Origin of the sequence: Agriterribacter humi (assembly GCF_009192765.1) — a bacterium.
In the GTDB taxonomy this organism is placed as follows: domain Bacteria; phylum Bacteroidota; class Bacteroidia; order Chitinophagales; family Chitinophagaceae; genus Agriterribacter; species Agriterribacter humi.
Genome location: NZ_VOHQ01000018.1, coordinates 82,513 through 103,540, shown reverse-complemented (window position 1 = coordinate 103,540; position 21,028 = coordinate 82,513). Strand labels below are relative to the sequence as shown.

Sequence of the window (21,028 nt, the reverse complement as noted above, 5' to 3'; positions counted from 1 at the left end):
TGTCCGGTAAAAAAAGTACCTTTACTCATCGGCTGTTTTTTTGTGTGGTAACTTAAAAATACCGAAAAAGGAGGCTACTCGCCTCCTTTTAATTTATCAATCAAGTATTTTTACCGGACACTAATGACTTCGGATTTGAAATGGGCGTTCGGAACCCTGTATTTCATAGCAATGTGTGCACAACTCCATCCAAAACCTGCAAAACCCTCTTATTTTGGTGCATAACCAGGTGCATTTCCGGTGCGTAGTAAATCAGCAAAAAACTTGGAAACAGGTAAAATTATGAAGTATCTTTATTGGACAATCGTTACAAGTAATACTGGAAACAGCAAGAAAGTAACACGATGAGCGGAAATCCGTCAGAAGATGGAAGCCCATCACGAAAGCATCGGGTTAGTAGTATGAAAGCGCAAGCCGACATATCAACAAAACTTGATGCTTTTTTTTAGTAGGTATCAGGTGTAAGCTATCAGGTGGTAACTGCTAACGATTGAACGGGTGCTTCTTTCTTTGACTTATCTCTTTTGACCTTTCTCTTCTTCCGATTTTTTTAATTAGTGGTCTATGATTTGTGGTTTAAGGCTTGCATTTAAGGTTTGAATTTTATCCGCCACGGCGGACAGGTTTGGTTCTTGTTTTTTTGCTTCTTGGTGCTTTGTATTTGTATTCCTTCGGTCTTCCAGGCTTCGGATTTAATTTAATACTCCATATACCCCAGTTTATGTAAACCATAAAAAAGGCAGGTGGTGTGAAGTGCCTGCAGTATTTTATTTTCTTTCAGCATTTGTTTGATCTCGTCAATGCCGAATAAGTATACTTCTATTTCTTCGTTGTGATCCAGTTGCTGCTCCTGCACTTTTTTGCCTCCACTTGCAATAAACATATGCATAAGGTTGTCGTTGGTGGAAGGATTAGGTGATATTTTTCCCAGGTATTCGTAATGGCTGAATGCATAACCGGTTTCTTCTAATAATTCCCTTTCAATGGCAGCCTGCAAAGAGGCATCGGTATCATCCACGCACCCCCCGGGCGTTTCCATAATCGTTTCGCCCAGCGCATGCCGGTACTGACGAACCATAACCACCTGCTTGTCTTCTGTAAGCGCCATTGCGGTAACCCAGGTGGGAAACTCATATACATAATAAGGATCAACAATTTTCTTTTCCGGCGTTTCGCATTTGTCTTTGCGGATAGTAAACCACGTAGCTTTATAAAGGTATTCCGATGATAAAACTTTCCATTTCAGGTCTTTCATATTTACTGCATTGAGGCATTGATCAATTCGGCAATGTCGAGCACCCGCACATTGTCTTCTTTCTCTTTGTTCTTAACTCCATCGGTAAGCATGGTGTTGCAAAAAGGGCATGCGGAAGCAATTACGCTGGCCCCGGTTTCCAGGGCTTCATTGGTTCTTTCGTGATTGATGCGTATGGAACCCTTCTCTTCTTCTTTCCACATTTGCGCCCCACCGGCACCGCAGCATAATCCTTTGCTGCCACACCGTTTCATTTCCACCAGTTCAGCATCAAGCGCTTCCAGCACTTTGCGCGGCGCTTCATAAATATTATTGGCACGTCCCAAATAACAACTGTCGTGGTAGGTAATGCGTTTTCCTTTAAAATCTCCGGCTTCCTTCATCTTTATTTTTCCTTCATCAATCAATTGCTGCAAAAAAACAGCGTGATGTATCACTTCATAGCTGCCGCCCAGTTCGGGGTATTCATTTTTAAGGATATTAAAACAATGCGGGCAGGCCGTAACTATTTTTTTTATTTCATAGTTGTTTAGTACCTGGATATTCTGGTAAGCCATCATCTGGAATAAAAATTCATTACCTGCTCTCCGGGCCGGATCACCGGTACATACCTCTTCTTTTCCAAGGATGGCATATTTTATATTTACTTTATTAAGTATGCTTACAAAGGCCTTTGTTATCTTTTGCGCCCGCTGATCAAAACTACCGGCACAACCTACCCAAAATAGTATGTCCGGACGCTCCTGGTTGGCATACAATTCTGACATTAACGGAACCTTCATGCTGAATATAATTTTAGTTTCAAAGCTAAACGAAATTTATCATTATACTATTTTACGCTACTATATGTTATGAGCAGATTATGCTTTGAATATAAGCAAGGCATTAACAAATCTGTTAATATCTTTGAAGGATACAATAACTTATTATAAGGCATGAAGCGAATATTTACCCTAATTGCTGCACTGATTGTAACTACTATAAGTTTCGGACAGCATTTTACACCCGTTGACGAAGGATCGGAAATAGGATTTAAGATCAGGAACTTTGGTGTGAACGTTAGCGGAAGCTTTAAAGGATTGCAGGGAAAAATTATTTTTCACCCCGATAGCCTCAGCGCTTGTCATTTTGATGTAACGATAGATGTTAAAACCATCAATACCGGCATTGATCAGCGCGATAATCATTTACGGTCGGAAGATTATTTTGAGGTTGCAAAGTATCCGGACATCCATTTTGTGTCAACACAGGTAACTACAAGCACCAATAAAGAATACCTTTTTGTTTTTGGAAAACTTACTATTAAAGACGTGACCAAAGAGGTTTCTTTTCCCTTTAAAGCAACGCCAAAAGAAAATGATATGCTTTTTGAAGGAGAATTTACATTAAACCGCAGGGATTATAATGTGGGTGGCGGTAGTATAAGCATGGGAGATAATGTTACACTGAACCTTAAGGTGCTGGCAAAAAGCGATAAATAAATGGGGTTGTTACAGGTTACAAGTTGCAGGTTTCAGGGGTATTTCCTTGTAACAATGGACCCTGTAACCTGCAACTTGTAACACTTTACCCCGTTTCTCCCGTCCATCTATCTCTTTCATCGGGGCTGAATTTCCAGGGCGCGAAATTGTTTTCAATATTGCTGAACATGGCATTCCATTCCTGCGGGGCATTGCTTTCTTCCATTACGAGCGAACGGCGCAGCTCAAGAATAATTTCAAGCGGACTAATACTTACCGGGCATTCTTCCACGCAGGCATTGCAGGTAGTGCAGGCGCGCAGTTCCTCAACGGTAATATAATCATGCAATAAAGTCTTGCCATCATCTTTAAACGTTCCGTTCAGCCTTATATTCTTTCCTGTTTCTTCCACCCTGTCCCTTGTATCCATCATGATCTTCCGGGGCGACAGTGCTTTTCCTGTGATGGTAGCAGGACAAGCAGCTGAGCATCTTCCGCATTCGGTGCAGGAATACGCATCAAGCAAGTTTCTCCAGCTTAAATCAAACACATCTTTTGCCCCAAAACGGGCTGGGGGAGGAGCATCAGCAGGCGCCAGTTCAGGCTGCATGGCATATAACACTTCGTTCTGAACAGCAGGCATGTTATTTATTTCTCCCTTGGGTAATAATCGCGCATAATAGGCATTGGGAAAGGCCAGCAGAATATGCAAATGCTTGGAGTAAGGCAAATAATTCATAAATGCCAGGATACCCAGTATATGCAGCCACCAGCAGCTTCTTTCTGTTGCTACCAGCGTTGCTTCACTAAATGATCCATACAAAGGAGTGAGCATACCCGATACAATGAACCGGCCGGTAGGATTTTCGGCATAATAACCATAGCCTTTCCCCTGCAATACCAGGTCGGTTGTATTCATGGTTAAAAAAAGCAGCATCAGCACGATCTCTGTAATCAATATGTAGTTTGCATCACTGCGGGGCCATCCGTCTAAGTCTTTACTGATAAATCTTTTCAGTTTTATAATGTTCCTGCGGATAAGAAAAATAGCGCAGGATACAATGACCAGTACCGCCAGTATTTCAAACGCGTTGATCAAAAAACTGTAGAGTCCTCCTAACACCGGTGCAAATAACCGGTGTGTTCCCAATATACCGTCTAATATAATTTCCAGCACTTCTATGTTAATGATAATAAATCCCGCATACACAAAAAAGTGAAGCACTGCCACCAATGGGTTCCTGAACATTTTTTTTTGCCCAAAGGCAAGCAACAGCACATTTTTCCAGCGCACAGATGGCTGACCGGTATAATCAGCATCTCGCCCTGTAAGTATATTTTTACGTATGCCTGCAATTCTTTTTGCAAACAAGCCGATACCGGTAGCAGCAGCGATAATAAAAATAATTTGCGAAGCAATGTGTATCATAGCATAGTTGTAACGCTAAGATAAGATGTTTAGTACGAATTGTTTTATTCATTAATACCGCTTAGTTTTGATAAGATTAATTCATGAAGGATGAAGAACTACATTCTTACTAAAGAAAAAATAGACAAGATACTGAGACGGATGGCATTTGAAATAGTGGAACGCAATACAGGCGAAGATCAGATACTATTGGCAGGCATCAGGGAAAATGGAGTAGTAATTGCCCAAAAGCTGAAACAATTATTAAGCGATACTTTTAAAGGAAAGATTGAAGTGATGGATATTGCGGTAGACGATAAAAGGCGGCCGGGCAAGATTACCGTAAGCAGCGGGAAAAACTTTGATGACGCTGTGGTGATAGTGGTGGACGATGTAGCCAACAGCGGCAAAACCATGCTATATGCCTTAAAACCATTTTTGCAGGATCAGCCAAAAAAAATTCAAACGCTTGCTTTGGTAGACAGAACACATAAAACTTTCCCGGTGCATACCGACTATGTGGGATATGCTGTTGCCACTACTTTACAGGAGCACATTTTTGTAGAGGTAGAAAACGAAAATATTACCGGTGCATGGCTCGAATAATTTGATAATTTACCGGTTTCCCCGAAATTCGATGAATTTACCTAAATTGATTGCAAACTATAATGATACAATATGGACACCAAAATTAGAGACAGGGTAAATATGTGGCTCAACGGTTCTTTTGATGAAGCCACCAAAAATGAAATAAAAAAACTCGAAGCAGAAAATCCCGATGAATTAACAGAAGCTTTTTACCGAAATCTTGAATTTGGAACCGGCGGATTAAGGGGCATCATGGGGGTGGGCACCAACCGTATTAATAAGTATACGATTGGTATGGCTACCCAGGGTTACGCCAATTATTTAAAAAAAACCTACCCCGGAGGTGAAACAAGAGTGGCCATTGCGCATGATAGCCGCAATAACAGCCGCCGGTTTGCAGAGATCACTGCCAATGTGATGGCCGCCAATGGCATTAAGGTTTTTCTGTTTGAATCGTTGCGTCCCACGCCTGAACTGTCTTTTGCCATTCGCCATTTGGGTTGCCAGGGCGGTGTGGTATGTACGGCCTCTCATAATCCCAAAGAATACAACGGTTATAAAGCCTATTGGAACGATGGGGGACAATTGGTTCCGCCACACGATAAAAATGTAATCGCCGAAGTGGATAAAATTGCCTCTGTTGATGAAGTGAAGTGGAGCCTGCCTGCCGGACAGGCAGGTGGTAGCGAAGACCGGGTACAGCTTATTGGTAAGGATATGGATGAAGCGTACTGGCAGATGGCAAAGGATTTGAGCGTATATCCTGAAGTGATTGCCAGACAGCACGATCTCAAAATTGTATACACACCCATTCACGGCACGGGAATTATGCTTGTGCCCGAATTATTAAAAAGATACGGCTTTACCAATGTCACTATCGTGGAAGAGCAGGCGAAGCCGGATGGCAACTTCCCAACGGTAGTTTATCCCAACCCGGAAGAAAGTGAGGCGATGAGCATTGGTTTAAAAAAAGCCAAAGCAATAGATGCAGATATTCTTTTGGGAACCGACCCCGATGCAGACAGGGTAGGCATTGCTGTTAAGGATCATAAAGGCAACTGGGTGCTGGTAAATGGAAATCAAACAGCCGTGCTGGCATTTAACTATCTTATAGAAGCCCGTAAATCCAAGGGTATAGCAAGGGCAAATGATATGGTGGTAAAAACCATCGTAACCACCGATATGATCAACCGTATAGCCAAAGAAAATAACGTAACCTGCTATGATGTGCTTACCGGCTTTAAATGGATCGCAGAGCTGATCAAAGAAAAAGAAAGTAGTGAAAATTATATTATCGGCGGAGAGGAAAGCTATGGCTTAATGGTAGGTTCAAAATTAAGAGATAAGGATGCGGTGAGCGCTGTGGCTATACTTAGCGAAATGGCCGCTTATGAAAAAAATAAAGGAAGAAGTCTTTTTGAAAAATTGATTGACCTGTATGTGCAGTATGGATTTTATAAGGAGCATCTTATTTCCATTACCAAAAAAGGCATGCGCGGACAGGAAGAGATTGCCGAAATGATGGAATCTTTCCGGAAGAACACGCCGAAATCCATTAACGGATCACCTGTTGTACAGTTGCTGGATTATGAACTGCGGAGAGGCAAAAACCCGGTAACGGGAGAAGAATGGGAGATCAAACTGCCCAAATCAAATGTATTGCAGTTTATACTTGAAGATGGTAGTAAGATTTCTGCAAGACCTTCGGGTACAGAACCTAAAATAAAATTTTATTTTAGCGTAAATACCAGGCTTGAAAGTGCCGCTGATTTTGACAAAGTGAGCGCGGAACTGGATCAACGCATACAAAGCATTATTACGGATTTAAAGTTGTAACAGGTTCGGAGAAAAATATTAGCTGATTGTTTAAAACCGTGTAATGCTTTACTAAAGCTACACGGTTTTTTTAATGTGATATAATGCAATGTGTTTAATCAGCTCACAAACATTACCACTAAACCAGTCACCTAATCAACCAATCACACCTAACTTACCAATCAAAATACCAGCATGAGTTATAATTACCTTCCCTTAGACAGAAGCCCGCTAAGCTTTGACCAGGTGAAGAACCTGCTGGAATATAGTCAGGACGTCTCCATTACCTTTGATGCCCATGAACGCATTACCAAATGCCGCAGCTATCTTAACCAGTTGCTGGAAAAAAGCGATCAGTTGTATTATGGTATCAATACTGGTTTTGGTTTTTTGCAGGATGTAGCCATCAGCAATGAACAGATAGAACAGTTGCAGGCTAACCTGCTGATGTCGCACGCCTGCGGCTTAGGCGAAGAAGTACCCAAACCCATTGTGAAGCTGATGCTGGCGCTCAAAATAAAATCGTTAAGCTATGGTTATTCCGGTGTGCAGATTGATACGGTAAAGCGGCTGATGGACATGCACAACAACAATGTATTGCCTGTAATTTATACCCAGGGCTCATTAGGGGCCTCCGGCGACCTGGCGCCGCTCAGTCATATGAGTTTACCTCTTATAGGCTTAGGCGAAGTTTGGTACGGCGATGCAAAAATGAAAACAGGTGAAGCCTGGGCCAAAAAGGGGTGGGAGCCTATACATTTACAAAGCAAAGAAGGGCTGGCACTGATCAACGGCACACAATTTATGACAGCGTACGGAATGTATAGCCTGGTTAAAGCCGCAAGATTGATACAATGGGCGAACCTTATCACTGCCATTTCATTCGATGCGTTTGATTGTACAACTGAACCTTTTCATGAAAAGATACAGGAGATTCGACCGCACGCAGGGCAGATAGCCACGGCAGCAATGATCCGGAATTATATAGCGGGGAGTGAACTAGCTGCTGCACAGAAAAAGCAGGTACAGGACCCTTACTCTTTTCGTTGTGTGCCCCAGGTGCATGGTGCTACCAAAGATGCTTTTGAATACGTAAAGCAGGTTTTTCTGCAGGAGATCAATTCAGTTACGGATAACCCCAATATTTTTCCGGATGAAGGGCTGGTATTAAGCGGTGGTAACTTCCACGGGCAACCATTGGCCTTAACGCTGGATTTTCTGAGCATTGCCATGAGTGAGCTGGCCAATATCTCCGAGCGGCGTATCTATCAACTCATCAGCGGCCAGCGCGGATTGCCATTGTTCCTGGTTACAGACCCTGGATTGCATTCCGGCTTTATGATCCCGCAATATACTGCCGCTGGCATAGTAAGTGAAAACAAACAATTGTGTACCCCGGCATCAGTAGATTCTATATCTTCTTCCAACAACCAGGAAGATCATGTAAGCATGGGCGCCAATGCCGCTACAAAATGTTTGCGCATTATTGATAATGTAGAAAAAGTATTGGCCATTGAACTGCTGAGTGCCGTGCAGGCATTGGAATTCCGCCGGCCACTAAAAAGTTCAAATATTGTAGAACAGGTAGTTGCTGCTTTTCGGAAAGAAGTATCTTTTAATACGGAAGACAGGGTATTGCATGACGATATGGTGAAAGCTGGGGCATTTCTGAGCCGTAGCGTAGAAGAATGCAACATACCAGCTTCAGATAATTTAAGTAAATTTGAATAAAGCTATCTTATGAAGTCAAAGAAACAACTTAAGAAGGAATTACATCAGCTCATTGACAGTATTGAAGATGAGCACGTCTTAAACGTGCTTAATGACGATGTTGTGCCCTATATTATTCAAAACCGTATAAAAGAGGCAGATGCAGGGGAGGATGATCTTACTGAAGAACAAATAATTATTCTGGAAGATAGATTTAGAGAGATGGAGTCGGGTGAGTATTTAACAATGAATGATTTTAAAAAAGCCATGAACAGATGGCTTACAAAATAATTTTAAACAAAAGATTTGTAATTAAATCCGGCAAGATTGCTGCATGGATTGAACAGGAATGGTCGAAAGTTTCAGCAGAAAAATTCGTTAAGGAGCTCTATCTTAAAATAGAATCACTCAAGCAAACTCCCTTTGCGGGTATGCCTTCTGCAAAAAAAAGTGATTACCGGAAACTGATCATCAGCAAGCATAATAAATTATATTATCGTATTAAAGGCAAAACAATCTATATAGTTGACTGGATAGAATCGAAACAGGATCCCCAAAAAAATCAGTATGAATAAATCACGGATACATTTTTTTCTGAATCATTTTGTTAAAAGATGAAACAGTTATGGCAGCTATAGAATATCCACTTAAACAAAGCTACGATCCGGTAAAATACAGCACACCCACAGGTACCACAATTACCTGCAAAGGCTGGATACAGGAAGCGGCATTAAGAATGTTACTCAATAATCTGAATCCCGAAGTAGCAGAACGACCTGATGATCTGATTGTATATGGCGGCCGGGGTAAAGCCGCAAGAAATTTTGAATCGCTTGACCTGATCATCCGTGCATTAAAAATACTGGAGAATGATGAAACGCTTTTAATACAATCCGGCAAACCTGCAGGCATTCTAAAAACGCACAAAGACGCACCACGGGTACTCATCAGCAACGCACAATTGGTACCCAAATGGGCCACATGGGAGCATTTTGATGAACTGGAAAAAAAAGGACTGATGATGTACGGGCAAATGACAGCAGGCTCATGGATCTATATCGGCAGCCAGGGCATTGTACAGGGAACTTATGAAACCTATTCAGCAATTGCTGATAAAAATTTCAACAGAACATTAAAGGGAACACTTAATGTAACTGCAGGTTTAGGTGGTATGGGTGGTGCACAACCACTGGCTATTACCATGAATGAAGGCACAGCGCTTATTGCTGAAGTGGAAGAATGGCGTATTGACAAGCGCATTGAAACCCGGTATCTCGATGAAAAATATACAAATATTGACGATGCGATTGATAAAGCAGTGAGGTATAAATCTGAAGGAGCAGGGAAGAGCATTGGAATATTATGCAATGCGGTTCATCTGTTACAACGATTGCTCGAACGCAATATTATTCCTGATACGCTTACCGATCAAACCTCTGCCCACGACCCGCTGATCGGGTATGTACCGCACATCCTTACTAACGGGCAGGCAAATGTACTGAGAGAAACCAACCCGGAGGAATACCTGGAGCAGAGTTATGAAAGCATGTACCTGCATGTGCAACTCATGCTGCAACTGATGGATAAAGGCGCCATCACTTTTGATTACGGTAACAATATCAGGGCCAGGGCACAGGAATATGAGGAGAAAAATATCAGCTATCAACCCTTAAACTTGTCCGCCGTGGCGGATTTAAAACATGGTCGTTGCTTTGATTTTCCCGGTTTTGTTCCAGCCTATATTCGTCCCCTGTTTTGCGAAGGTAAGGGCCCTTTTCGCTGGGCAGCACTCAGTGGCGATCCACATGATATAAAAGTTACGGATGATAAAATTCGCGAGCTGTTTCCTCAAAATAAACCGCTGATCCGCTGGCTTGATCTTGCTCAGCAAAAAGTCGCTTTCCAGGGTTTGCCGGCCCGCATTTGCTGGTTAGGGCAAGGCGAAAGAGAAAGGGCAGGGGCTGCCTTTAACGAACTGGTGCGTACAGGAAAAGTAAAAGCGCCTCTTGTGATCGGCCGCGATCACCTGGATACCGGCTCCGTAGCAAGTCCTAATCGCGAAACAGAAGCGATGCTGGATGGCAGCGATGCTGTAGCCGATTGGCCAATTCTAAATGCATTGCTGAATACTGCCAGTGGCGCCAGTTGGGTGAGTCTTCACCATGGCGGTGGCGTTGGAATGGGTTATAGTATTCATGCAGGAATGGTAATTGTAGCCGATGGTAGCGATGATGCGGAACAAAGATTAAAAAGAGTGCTGAGAAATGATCCGGGCATAGGAGTAATCCGGCATGCAGATGCGGGGTATGAAACAGCTAAAGAAACCGCAAAAGCCAATTACTTAGATATAAAGGATAGAATTGGATAGTTTTAAATTTGTACGCCATTGCTGAGTTGCCTTTCTAAATTCTTCCGGGGATTAAGTGTTTTTTTCTTCATCTTCTTCCGATATGATTTGATTTCCTCAATTTTACTGAAAATTAGATTGAAATCAAGTGTTAAGCGGCAGATCATTGATCTAACTTATTTGCATCATCTGTCATATCCAATACCTATATTTATATGTAAAACGAACGAAATAACTTTTTTTCATGAATCATTTTACACGCAGAAAATTTCTGAATACATCCGCTGTATTATTGGGGACATCTGTTACCGGCTTTTCCTTTACTAAAAAAAAGGATCACCCGCTGCTGTCTTTTTCCACACTCGGTTGCCCCGACTGGAGCTTTAAAGAAATTGTTGACTTTGCGGCAGCACATGAATATAGGGGTATTGAGATAAGAGGCATACAACGCGAATTAGATATTACTAAATGCCCCGCATTCAGAAATGCGCAAAATAAAAGGAATACGCTTACGCTGATGAAAGAAAAAAAACTGCAATTTGCTGGACTGGGATCTTCTGCCAACCTGCACTTTGCTGAAGGAACGGAAAGAACAAAAAATATGGATGAAGCCCGCCGGTTTATTGAGCTGGCGCAGGAAATAGATTGCCCTTTTGTGAGGGTATTCCCGAATAATTTTCCAAAAGGGCAGGATAGAAATGCAACAATAGATCTGATTACAAAAGGCTTATTGGAATTGGGTGATTTTTCGAAGGATAGTAAAGTAACGGTTTTAATGGAAACCCATGGCGACCTGGTTAAAAGTGAAGACCTCCAAAAAATTATGCAACATGCTGCACATGCACATACAGGATTGGTTTGGGATATTGCCAACATGTGGTCAGTAACTAAAGAATCACCAGTGGAGGTATATCAAAAATTGAAGAAATACATCCTCCATACGCATATTAAGGATAACAAACTGGTTAACGGCAAGTTACAATACACCCTTTTAGGGCGGGGCGAAGTTCCTGTATTTGAAGCGATAGATCTTTTAAAGAAAGGAAATTACAGGGGATATTACAGTTTCGAATGGGAGAAATTATGGCATCCCGAAATTGCAGAACCGGAAGTGGCGCTGGCCGATTATCCTAAGATAATGAAAGCGCATTTTAATAAATAATTGTTTATTGTTACTCTCCAATAATCTGGTGGCACGGCCTGTAAATACAGGTTAAGCACATGCCATATTGTGCATTAGTCCTTCCAAAAATCGCTTTATTTTGACCCTTCACCGAAGCTATTGTATGGTTCACCGAAAAATATCATAGACGCAGCATTATCCTTATATTTTTGGGTTCAGAAAATCCCATTTCTATGATCAATGATGAAAATCCTATTTCTATGATCATTTAACATTGCATCAATTGCAAATTAAATGATCCGGGTATAAAGCGGAAAAGCCTTTTTGTTTCAACCAAATTTTATGTAATGAAAAAGCTTTTACTCTTAGGATTCACCTGCTCTCTGTTCCTTGCCATGTCAGTTCAGGCGCAAGTCATCAAAAAAACAGTTCCTTATCCCACAAAATCGCCCCAGTTAGCAGTAAATATTCAGGGCTCATATAATGGATTCTCCTATCCTGCAACAATAGGGGTAGCCATGGATGCCAAGCTGATGTTTAATGCGCAGCAAAATGCAGACGCCTATAATCAATATGTGATTACCGTAAAGGGTACACATACAATGCCAACCGACGGCCCGCTTTGGGGCTCATTTGATGATGGTAAATTCAATAACGTGAGCGCTATAATTCTTATGGCGGGTTACAGGTTTAACTTTGGCGCACCACGTTACATACACCAGGATTTTAAAAGAGAAACGGGCGGATGGTTTATTGAACTTAACGGAGGCGGTGCGCATTACCGTTATTCCAAAACCAAACTTAGACCCGTAATATCACCTACTGTAGGATGCGCTGTTGCCGCGCACATAGATATTATTGGCTCGTACACATATAGCGGTTCATGGCTGACCAAAGAAAAAACATTTCCGCTGGCTATTTTTGGAATGGGTATACAATATAAACTTTAAAAAAGCGGCTCATTGCCAGCGGTATTTCAGAGGCTGTCCGCCAATAATTGCTGCATATAGCGAAGTCCTTTTTCTCTTGTAAAGGCGATGTTGCGTTCCGGTACTTTATTGATAGCCGGGTAACTGTCTACCGCTTTGCTCACACTGTCTTCTCTTAAAAAGTGCAACATAGCATAAGGAGAACGATTGGTATAGTTGGAAGGATCATTATCCCTGCTTCCGGCAAATATATATTGGGGATGAAAGCTGGCAACCTGGTAAATACCTTCATAATTTTCTTTGGCAAGCAATTTTTCAGCAAGGTCAACCAGGTCAAGATACGCATCAAATAAAGGAAAGCTGCCGGGCAGGATTAAGAAGGATGTTTCTATATTGTCATTGTCATCTAAATGGCGCAGTAAAGCTAAAACTGCTTCCAGGGCCGTAATAGCAGTAGCATTGGCCAACACTTTGTAGTGAACTGTGTTTCGCTTTAGCTCTTTCGCTGCAAAAGGGCAAAAATTGCAACCCACCACCACATCGGTGATCCATTTTTTTGTTTGTGTTATGATGATCTCAATATCGGGCGCATTCATGTTTATTTTTTAAGTAAGGGATTTGACATACAGGTCTTCCACTTTTTTTCTTGCCCAGGGTGTCTTACGCAAAAACTTCAGCGAAGATTTTATACTGGGATTGCTGATAAAACAATTTATCCTGATCATGCTTCCCATTTCTTCCCAACCAAAATGATACACCAGTTCTTGAAGGATCATTTCAAGCGTTTTGCCATGAAGCGGGTCATTGGATTGCATACGCAGCGTTTGTAACAAAGATAGCTGTAATGGGTTAGCCTGAACACATAAAGGCAGTTAAATTAACTTTGCATCAAATACTTCGATCTGTTTTTGTGCAACAAAATAATAAAAAACATATTTTTAAATTATGAAACCCAGAATTACTGTTTTAACATTAGGTGTGAGCGATTTGGAACGGTCATTGAATTTTTACCGGGATGGTTTGGGCTTGCCAACACAGGGTATTGCTGGAACTGAATTTGAACATGGCGCGGTCGCTTTTTTTGATTTGCAGAGCGGTCTTAAATTAGCCATCTGGCCCCGGGCAGATATTGCACACGACACAGCATTACGGCCTGGTTTGCCAAATGCAACAGAATTCACTATCGGACATAACGTCAATACCAGGGAGGAGGTTGATGCAGTAATGCAGCAGGCTGAAAAGGCTGGCGCTCAAATTACCAAACCGCCATCCGATACATTTTGGGGCGGCTATGCCGGTTATTTTCAGGATCCTGATGGTCACATATGGGAAGTTGTATGGAATCCAAAATGGAAACTGGAGGAATAACCATCAATTCTATACAAATTATTCGATTACTGCCCCGGCATATTCATCGTAGTATAACCGCTTACATTAATTTTTTTTCCATCTTTATTTACAGAAGTTGCCTCCATCCGCATTACATCACCTGTTGAAGGATCTGTGGCTTCCATTTTCAGCATTATACCATTGGTTACACCTTTCATATCCGGAAAACCCAGCCCTTTTTTTGCTTTACCACCGCCCATCGCCATTGCCATGCTTTGGGCATAATTGCCAAATCCTGATCCCAGTGCACTGGTAACCCAAACCAGGGATTCAGATTTATCGCTGATTATCTTGTACTGCTCACAGGTATAGCCAAGTATCTTTTCTGTTTTACCCGTTTTGGTAATTTTTACATCACCTGCGTCTTTTTCAACGGCGCCTGTTTTAGCCGCAGCCTGTTCTGCCATTTTTTTCATATCCATTATCATCGCCATTTTTTGCGCTTCCATGAGTGTGATCATTTTCATTGACTTCATATCATACACCATAAACATTGCAGCCTGGTTCCCCACTCCAACACCTGTATAACCGGCTTCAGAATACCACATGTTAATGTCCTGTGTTTTTTTCAAATTATTATTTTTACCTGACGACATTTCGTAGGTAATGCCCAGCTTAAATTGGTATTCATCAGGAAGCTTTATGCCTTCCTGCGCATATATGTTCTCCGCCGGGAACAGGTATATTGTTATTAAAACCAAAGCCACTCTAAGCAAGGGTGACGAATGAAAAAATGAAGCGAAAGCTTTTTTCATAATGCGGGTTTTATAATAATAAAGATTCCTCATGACAAGATACATCAATTTTTCACGCATTTGCCGGTAATTCCGGAAGCGTACCGGGGAATATCCATCCAGGCAGATGGCAAATTCTTTTATGGTCTTTTTAGTGTACTTAACATTAACAATTAACTGTTCTGCTTTCTTACATACTTAGTAAGGATTACAATCATCTGTCCTTCTATCTTCCCCTCAATCTGTTCAATATTATTTTCCACTACACGGATGTTTTTTACTACCGTACCCAATTTGGCATTCAGTGTTGAACCTTTTACATCCAGTGATTTAATCAACACTACGGAGTCGCCGGTTTGCAATACCTGGCCGTTACAATCTTTATGCAGATCCACTGTTCCGTCATTTTCATGGTCACCTGTTGCTTTGGCCCAGGCAAGTTGTTCTTCATCAAGGTACATCATATCCAGGTTATCTGCCGCCCAGCTTTCATTCCGCAGCCGGTTCAGTATTCGCCACGACATTACCTGCACACCAGGCACTTCGCTCCACATGCTTTCCGCTAAACATTTCCAGTGGCTGCTGTCTAATTCCGCTTTTTTTTCAATTTGCACAGAACATGTATTACATATTATAATGCAGTTCTCTTCACTTGCACCCGATGCAGGGGGCACCTCGTACACTATAATCCTATCCTCCGCTTTACATAATTCACACTTGTTTTCGCTTCTTTTAAGCAATATTTCATCCAGTTTCATACTTCCGTTTTTAAATAAGGCGGCGAAGATAATTCATTCGGATTGGTCATTTATCACCTAATTCTGAAGAAATAGCTTTTAATGTATTCAGTTCTTTTAAATCATTTTCAAAGCCTTCTTTCTTCCTGTTTTTAAATGCCCCCAGTTTAAATGCTATGATATAAATGACCACGGTTAGTACCATACTAACAGCAGTTTCAATCAATGCCTGACCCGGTGGTTTATTTTGCAGTTTGTTGGGTAAAAAGGATAAGCCTGTTAAAACGCCTGCAGATACGATAATGACACCAAACCATCTTTCCATTTTCCTGTTCTTCTCAAATTCGGCAATTGTTTTTTTAAGAAAAAAATCAAGATTCACATGGTTTAAATTCACATTAAAGCTTTGTAAACTTTTAAAAAGAGAAACAATAGCCAACAGCACGCCGATTGCTAAAATACCATACGGAATATACTGTAGTGCGTATTTAAAATCAAAGGGATTGCCGGTGAATATAGCTGCCAGGATCACCAAATTCATCATCATTAAAATCATATAAACTATATTATCACGCCTGATCTTTGCAATCCTCGACCGCGATCTTTCTTTTAGCATACTGTGTATAAGCTCCTCGTTTAAGCGCTTTGATAATTCAAGTTTTTGATTGTATCGCTGCCAGTCTGTTTTTAATTGATCAATATTCATTGTAATTGGTTTTTATAAGTTCACTTAATTTATTTTTTATTCTGTTTAATCTTACCCCTACATTGCTGTTGGAAATGCCAATAATTTCACTTATCTCATCATAGGTTTTTTCATCTAAGTACAGCATAATAACAGCTTTTTCTATTTCTGTGAGTTTTGCGATTGCCTGGTTAAGCGCGCTCCGGTCTTCTTCTTTTTCTGAAGTGCCCGGTATATCCGGAATGTCAAGCTCCAGTAGGGTAAGGGGGCGTTTTTCCGGCTTCTTCGATTCTTTTCTGAAATTGGATATGGCTGTATTGAGTGCTACTCTGTAAATCCAGGTGCTGTTGGCCGACGCCTTCCTGAAACCGGGAAAAGACTTCCAGAGTTGCAAAACCACTTCCTGGAACAGATCTTTCCGGCTTTCGGGGTAGCTGCAATACAGGTTACACACCTTGAATATCAATGCACGGTGATTATTTATTAATTCAGTGAATTCTTTTTCCATTCTAATTTTCCACTTTAATTCATTAGTCGTAAGTTCAATGAATTTCTTACAGTTTTAGCATTTAATATTAAACGCCACATTTGGATTTCGCTTAATGATTGTCGCAAACAACCCATATAATGTCGCTTTTGCACTTCGTTTGTTTCGCATGGTTTTTGGATGTTTGCATAGTAAAATAAAGGCAATAACGATTAAACTTTAAGAAATGGCAACGCAGAACAAAACAACCATTACGGTGGAAAATACAATTAATGCACCGGTAGAAAAAGTTTGGGAATGCTGGACAAAACCCGAACACATTATCCAATGGAACAATGCTTCCGATGACTGGCATACTCCGCGTGCAGAAAATGATTTGCGCGCAGGCGGCAGTTTTACATCCCGGATGGAAGCCAAAGACGGCAGTATGGGCTTTGATTTTGGAGGTGTATACGATGCGGTAACACTCAATGAATACATTGAATACACACTTGGGGATGGCAGAAAAGTGAAAATAATTTTTTCCACACAGGGAAAACAAACCAAAATAACGGAAAGCTTTGAAGCAGAAGATACGCACTCCGTGGAAATGCAGCAGGGTGGCTGGCAGGCTATACTCGACAACTTTAAGAAATATACAGAAGCAACAGGCAACTGATATTTTCAGGCAGTTTAGCTTGCAACCCTGGTACGGTAAAAGAATCCGTATTCGATCCGGCAGTTTTCATTTGTCTCAATTAAATACCTGGTTTTACAATTTTGTACTGTATGTCAGCGATGATTTTTTACAAAATAAGTAACCATTTCACCGGCAGTTAATTCTTTTATCTCTTTTGTGTGTACTTCATAAAGTTTACACCTGAATTGCATTTTTACTTTTACGAAATATTTTCCGCTGGAATTAAATCCATCTTCTATGCCGGTTATTCTAAAAAAGCTGCCTGTTTGATCATTATTGCTGACCAAACTGAAGGTAGAATAATGTCGTCCTTCTGAACTTCCTTCTGAACTGGCCCAGGAGATTATAATGCCAGCTCCTATGTTCTGAGTGTGGTTGAATGCAAAAGGATATGATCCCGGTTGAAAGAATTTTTTAAAATCTTCCTCTGTGGCCGAAGAATAATCATATATAAAGCCTTTTTGTAATGATATAGTCCCTTTTCCCTGCGGAGATGGATAAGCAACAGGTCCCATTCCCGTTCCAATGGAAGCAGTATCACCATCTTCCGTAGCTCCCAGCATATCTACAATCTGGTTAAGCCCATCATCCGTAACTGTCAGGTCATATTGAGTACCATCTATCGTTATTTTAAAATATAACGCTTCAGGCACAGGTTCGGATGCCGTATCTTTTGGCAATACAGGAACAGTTAAGCGCATCAAAGCAGTGTCTTCCTTTACAGAAAGTAAAATATTTCCCGGCGCCAGAGGAATACCGGCGCCATATAAGGTAAGTATTTGTTGACCGGTATCTGCAAGTATACCAGAACCCGAAAACGAAATACCATTAATGGTATCGCTTTTATAATTCCAGTTCCCGGGTTTAATAACATCCACTTTCAACTTTATACGCTCCGAATCGCTGAGCGGTACTCCAGTTCTAAAATTGCCTGTAATATTAATATTTGCACTGCTGATTGAGCTAAATGGCAATTTAAAGATTGCCGAAGGGTCTGCTTCAGAAGTTTGGGGAAGCTCGACCGATTTCTGGCAGCTTGTTGCAATAAGGCAAAGAAGAAAAAAGCTGGCAGATAAACTAAAAAAAGTATTTTTTAAAGCTTTCATGGGGGTAGGGTGTAATAAATAAAAAGCAATAATACTTAAGACTTTTGTGATTTTATAATTGGGATCAGGATAATATTTAACACCTGCTTGGTTTTTCATCATCAAAACGAGATTTTATCATTTAATAGTATAAAGGCAGGAAGCTACTTTTATCTTAACGGCATTTATAGCCGATAAATAGTACTCCTTTGATAAGTGTATCCGCAAGTATCAGATTTACAACATTAACTTTACCACGAATATTCAGAAAATAGCAGGTTCTTTCGAACCTTCCGTCTGAGTTATTTTACACGATGTTACCATATTGGTAATTTCGCAAAAGAATATTGGCAGACTTTCATAAACTATGACGCATTTAACCAACGCAGGACATGAAATGTTTACTTTTTTTGAAAGGACACCTGATCTGGTATGCATAGCAGGAAAGGATGGTTTTTTAAAAAGGGTAAATCCTGCTGTTATTAATTCACTTGGCTATTCGGAAGCGGAATTATATGCCCGCCCTATTGAGTCTTTTATACATCCGGAAGACAGGGAATTTACACGCCAGGAACGAATAAGCCTGTTGAGTGGAAAGGCGCTCCTTAATTTTCAGAACAGGTATATTACCAAACAGGGAAATTTTGTTTGGCTGGCATGGACTTCCATCTATTTTCCGGATAAAGAAATTGTATTTGCCATTGCAAAAGATATTACTGAAAAAAAACAAATCGAAAAGCAGTTTGAAGAAAAGTATGCAAAATTTAAAAGTTTAGCTACCCATTTTAAAAGCAGTATAGAAGAAGACAGAAAATACCTTGCAGTTGAATTGCATGAGGAACTGGCTCAATTGGCTTCTGTTGTAAAATTGGATCTGGAAGATATATACATCAGGGAAGCGGAACTGTCTTTATCATCAAAAAGCAGGATAGAACATGCATTGGCGGCATCCGAACTGCTGATCAGTACAATACGTAGAATTTCTTTTTCCATTAGTCCCCATATGTTAGACGATCTTGGGCTGAATGAAACATTGAAATGGCATTGTAAAGAGTTTTCCATTTTAAACGGGATACCCTGTTCGTTTGAAAGTGCATACGATGAAGAAAGTTTAACCCGGGAAATTAAAATGGACTTCTTCAGGATTTGCCAGGAAGCGCTTAGTAATGTGATGTATCATGCGCAGGCCAGCACCGTAAAAATCAGCATTACAGAGGAAGCCGGTCACATCAGGCTTATAATCATTGATGATGGTAAAGGGTTCGATAAGGAAAAGATAAAGCAAGATCCGGGGTTGATCAGGATGCGTGAACGGGCAGTTTCAGTAAATGCTGTACTGGTTATTGATAGTGAAATTGGGAAGGGTACAAGTATTGCTGTGCACATACCCAAAACTTAACCTTTGCTCTTCTTCAGCAGCATATCTTCATCATATTTGTTTCTTTAGTACATTAGCGGATGAAAAAAATATCAGTAATCTATATGAAGCATATCACAAGACGCATGTTAATACCAGTTGTTTTCATCTTGTCATTAGCATCTGTATCAGCTAAAGCAGGTATAATTTCTTCCGGAAAACCCGCTGACCCGGCCATTGAAGGGCGCTGGGATATTACGATTGAGGATGGTGGGAAAAAGTTCCCGGCCTGGCTCGAAGTGATCCATTCGGGTCATAAGAGGCTGGTAGGACAGTATGTGGGAATTACCGGTAGTGCCCGTCCTGTTTCCCTTATTCATTTTGCCGATGGAAAAATAAGTTTCAGCTTACCGCCGCAGTGGGAAGAAGAGGATAATGACCTCTCTTTTGAAGGAACCCTCCAGGGTGAGGTATTAGCAGGCACCATGACGGCTGCCAATGGCAAAACATATAACTGGACTGCCCGCAGAGCCCCGTTATTGATAAGAGAAAAGGCGCCGGTTTGGGGAACTCCGCTGAAGCTGTTTAATGGCAAAGACCTTACGGGTTGGAAAGCGCTGGGTGAAAATCAATGGAAGGTTATTTCCGGGGTATTAACAAGTCCGAAATCGGGCGCCAACCTGATCACGGATAAAACGTTTACGGATTTTAAACTCCATATTGAATTTCGTTGTCCCAGCGGCAGTAACAGTGGCATTTACCTGCGTGGCCGCTATGAAGTACAGATAGAAGACAGCAAAGGAAAACAGCCGCAAAAAGATCTGCTTGGAGCAGTATACGGATTTCTCACCCCGAGCGAGATGGCGGCTAAAAATGCGGGTGAATGGCAGGCTTATGATATAACCCTGACAGGCAGAATGATTACGGTTGTACTGAACGGTAAAACAGTAATTTGTAACCAGGCAATACCCGGTATTACCGGTGGCGCGTTAAACAGCAATGAGGGAGAACCGGGACCCATATACATCCAGGGTGATCATGGACCCATTGAATACAGGAATATTGTTTTAACCCCGGCTAAATAAGTTTTATAGTTTATAGTTTGGGAGTTTATGGTTGGGGCATTGTTGTTTGGGAAAAATGACAAAAGCATTTACCAGCCTTGTTTTAACTCACCCCTGCCTGCCGGTAAGCAGGCAATCCCCTTTCCACCCCGGAGAGTGGCTAAGTGCCCTCCGCC

Annotated in this window: 23 protein-coding genes; 13 read left to right on the top strand and 10 right to left on the bottom strand. The window is 41.3% G+C overall.

What is annotated here, in order from left to right; genetic code table 11:
- Nucleotides 1–697: 697 nt before the first annotated feature.
- Together FRX45_RS21575 and FRX45_RS21570 are read right to left on the bottom strand one after the other, a co-directional pair.
- Nucleotides 698–1,255 (bottom strand): NUDIX hydrolase, encoded by a 558-nt coding sequence (locus tag FRX45_RS21575; protein WP_152270562.1) that lies wholly within the window; start codon nucleotides 1,253–1,255, stop codon nucleotides 698–700.
- A gap of 2 nt (nucleotides 1,256–1,257) precedes the next feature.
- Complete coding sequence (locus FRX45_RS21570; RefSeq protein ID WP_152270561.1) at nucleotides 1,258–2,037, bottom strand: (Fe-S)-binding protein; 780 nt, start codon at nucleotides 2,035–2,037, stop codon at nucleotides 1,258–1,260.
- 153 nt (nucleotides 2,038–2,190) lie between these two features.
- On the opposite strand from FRX45_RS21570, the gene FRX45_RS21565 reads away from it, so the two are divergent.
- Nucleotides 2,191–2,736: a YceI family protein gene (locus FRX45_RS21565; protein WP_152270560.1), complete on the top strand. Its 546-nt coding sequence runs from the start codon at nucleotides 2,191–2,193 to the stop codon at nucleotides 2,734–2,736.
- Between the two features lie 85 nt (nucleotides 2,737–2,821).
- Here the strand turns inward: FRX45_RS21565 and FRX45_RS21560 are convergent, their stop codons facing one another.
- Nucleotides 2,822–4,144, bottom strand: coding sequence for a (Fe-S)-binding protein (locus FRX45_RS21560; RefSeq protein WP_152270559.1), 1,323 nt, complete (start codon nucleotides 4,142–4,144; stop codon nucleotides 2,822–2,824).
- 90 nt (nucleotides 4,145–4,234) lie between these two features.
- Here FRX45_RS21560 and FRX45_RS21555 point away from each other — a divergent pair, with 90 nt between their 5' ends.
- From FRX45_RS21555 to FRX45_RS21520, 8 genes are all read left to right on the top strand, one after another.
- Nucleotides 4,235–4,729, top strand: coding sequence for a phosphoribosyltransferase family protein (locus tag FRX45_RS21555; RefSeq protein WP_152270558.1), 495 nt, complete (start codon nucleotides 4,235–4,237; stop codon nucleotides 4,727–4,729).
- Nucleotides 4,730–4,801: 72 nt separating this feature from the next.
- On the top strand, nucleotides 4,802–6,547 hold the full coding sequence (locus tag FRX45_RS21550; protein WP_152270557.1) for a phospho-sugar mutase: 1,746 nt from the start codon (nucleotides 4,802–4,804) through the stop codon (nucleotides 6,545–6,547).
- Between the two features lie 174 nt (nucleotides 6,548–6,721).
- Nucleotides 6,722–8,257: a histidine ammonia-lyase gene (gene hutH, locus FRX45_RS21545; RefSeq protein ID WP_152270556.1), complete on the top strand. Its 1,536-nt coding sequence runs from the start codon at nucleotides 6,722–6,724 to the stop codon at nucleotides 8,255–8,257.
- A 9-nt stretch (nucleotides 8,258–8,266) separates the two neighbouring features.
- Nucleotides 8,267–8,527, top strand: a complete 261-nt coding sequence (locus tag FRX45_RS21540) for a hypothetical protein (RefSeq protein ID WP_152270555.1) — start codon at nucleotides 8,267–8,269, stop codon at nucleotides 8,525–8,527.
- On the top strand, nucleotides 8,512–8,811 hold the full coding sequence (locus FRX45_RS21535; RefSeq protein WP_152270554.1) for a type II toxin-antitoxin system RelE/ParE family toxin: 300 nt from the start codon (nucleotides 8,512–8,514) through the stop codon (nucleotides 8,809–8,811). Before FRX45_RS21540 ends, FRX45_RS21535 begins: the two co-directional genes overlap by 16 nt.
- 50 nt (nucleotides 8,812–8,861) lie before the next feature.
- Nucleotides 8,862–10,604, top strand: a complete 1,743-nt coding sequence (hutU, locus tag FRX45_RS21530; protein WP_152270553.1) for a urocanate hydratase — start codon at nucleotides 8,862–8,864, stop codon at nucleotides 10,602–10,604.
- Between the two features lie 223 nt (nucleotides 10,605–10,827).
- A complete protein-coding gene (locus FRX45_RS21525; RefSeq protein WP_152270552.1) occupies nucleotides 10,828–11,745 on the top strand; it encodes a sugar phosphate isomerase/epimerase family protein in 918 nt (305 codons plus the stop codon).
- A 308-nt stretch (nucleotides 11,746–12,053) separates the two neighbouring features.
- Nucleotides 12,054–12,656, top strand: coding sequence for a hypothetical protein (locus FRX45_RS21520; protein ID WP_152270551.1), 603 nt, complete (start codon nucleotides 12,054–12,056; stop codon nucleotides 12,654–12,656).
- Between the two features lie 26 nt (nucleotides 12,657–12,682).
- Here FRX45_RS21520 and FRX45_RS21515 read toward each other — a convergent pair whose 3' ends face one another.
- Complete coding sequence (locus FRX45_RS21515; protein WP_152270550.1) at nucleotides 12,683–13,231, bottom strand: DUF1415 domain-containing protein; 549 nt, start codon at nucleotides 13,229–13,231, stop codon at nucleotides 12,683–12,685.
- Nucleotides 13,232–13,240: 9 nt separating this feature from the next.
- Nucleotides 13,241–13,450, bottom strand: coding sequence for a VF530 family protein (locus FRX45_RS21510; RefSeq protein ID WP_152270549.1), 210 nt, complete (start codon nucleotides 13,448–13,450; stop codon nucleotides 13,241–13,243).
- Nucleotides 13,451–13,580: 130 nt separating this feature from the next.
- On the opposite strand from FRX45_RS21510, the gene FRX45_RS21505 reads away from it, so the two are divergent.
- The gene (locus FRX45_RS21505) at nucleotides 13,581–14,003 is read left to right on the top strand and encodes a VOC family protein (RefSeq protein WP_152270548.1); all 423 of its coding nucleotides are present in this window, start codon (nucleotides 13,581–13,583) and stop codon (nucleotides 14,001–14,003) included.
- Nucleotides 14,004–14,029: 26 nt separating this feature from the next.
- On the opposite strand, the gene FRX45_RS21500 is transcribed toward FRX45_RS21505, so the two are convergent.
- The 4 genes from FRX45_RS21500 to FRX45_RS21485 all read right to left on the bottom strand — a co-directional run bounded on the left by FRX45_RS21500 (nucleotide 14,030) and on the right by FRX45_RS21485 (nucleotide 16,688).
- Nucleotides 14,030–14,779 carry a DUF4412 domain-containing protein gene (locus tag FRX45_RS21500; RefSeq protein ID WP_193311804.1) on the bottom strand — a complete coding sequence of 250 codons (750 nt, stop codon included), beginning with the start codon at nucleotides 14,777–14,779 and terminating at the stop codon, nucleotides 14,030–14,032.
- A 152-nt stretch (nucleotides 14,780–14,931) separates the two neighbouring features.
- Nucleotides 14,932–15,516 (bottom strand): PhnA domain-containing protein, encoded by a 585-nt coding sequence (locus FRX45_RS21495; protein WP_152270546.1) that lies wholly within the window; start codon nucleotides 15,514–15,516, stop codon nucleotides 14,932–14,934.
- A 46-nt stretch (nucleotides 15,517–15,562) separates the two neighbouring features.
- Nucleotides 15,563–16,201: a hypothetical protein gene (locus tag FRX45_RS21490; protein WP_152270545.1), complete on the bottom strand. Its 639-nt coding sequence runs from the start codon at nucleotides 16,199–16,201 to the stop codon at nucleotides 15,563–15,565.
- Nucleotides 16,191–16,688: an RNA polymerase sigma factor gene (locus FRX45_RS21485; protein WP_152270544.1), complete on the bottom strand. Its 498-nt coding sequence runs from the start codon at nucleotides 16,686–16,688 to the stop codon at nucleotides 16,191–16,193. The genes FRX45_RS21490 and FRX45_RS21485 overlap by 11 nt, the downstream gene beginning before the upstream one ends.
- Nucleotides 16,689–16,893: 205 nt before the next feature.
- Here FRX45_RS21485 and FRX45_RS21480 point away from each other — a divergent pair, with 205 nt between their 5' ends.
- On the top strand, nucleotides 16,894–17,325 hold the full coding sequence (locus tag FRX45_RS21480) for an SRPBCC family protein (RefSeq protein ID WP_152270543.1): 432 nt from the start codon (nucleotides 16,894–16,896) through the stop codon (nucleotides 17,323–17,325).
- 113 nt (nucleotides 17,326–17,438) lie between these two features.
- Here FRX45_RS21480 and FRX45_RS21475 read toward each other — a convergent pair whose 3' ends face one another.
- On the bottom strand, nucleotides 17,439–18,554 hold the full coding sequence (locus tag FRX45_RS21475) for a hypothetical protein (RefSeq protein WP_152270542.1): 1,116 nt from the start codon (nucleotides 18,552–18,554) through the stop codon (nucleotides 17,439–17,441).
- 244 nt (nucleotides 18,555–18,798) lie between these two features.
- Here FRX45_RS21475 and FRX45_RS21470 point away from each other — a divergent pair, with 244 nt between their 5' ends.
- The gene (locus tag FRX45_RS21470) at nucleotides 18,799–19,830 is read left to right on the top strand and encodes a PAS domain-containing sensor histidine kinase (RefSeq protein WP_152270541.1); all 1,032 of its coding nucleotides are present in this window, start codon (nucleotides 18,799–18,801) and stop codon (nucleotides 19,828–19,830) included.
- An 83-nt stretch (nucleotides 19,831–19,913) separates the two neighbouring features.
- Nucleotides 19,914–20,873: a 3-keto-disaccharide hydrolase gene (locus FRX45_RS21465; protein ID WP_226805509.1), complete on the top strand. Its 960-nt coding sequence runs from the start codon at nucleotides 19,914–19,916 to the stop codon at nucleotides 20,871–20,873.
- Nucleotides 20,874–21,028 lie beyond the last annotated feature (155 nt).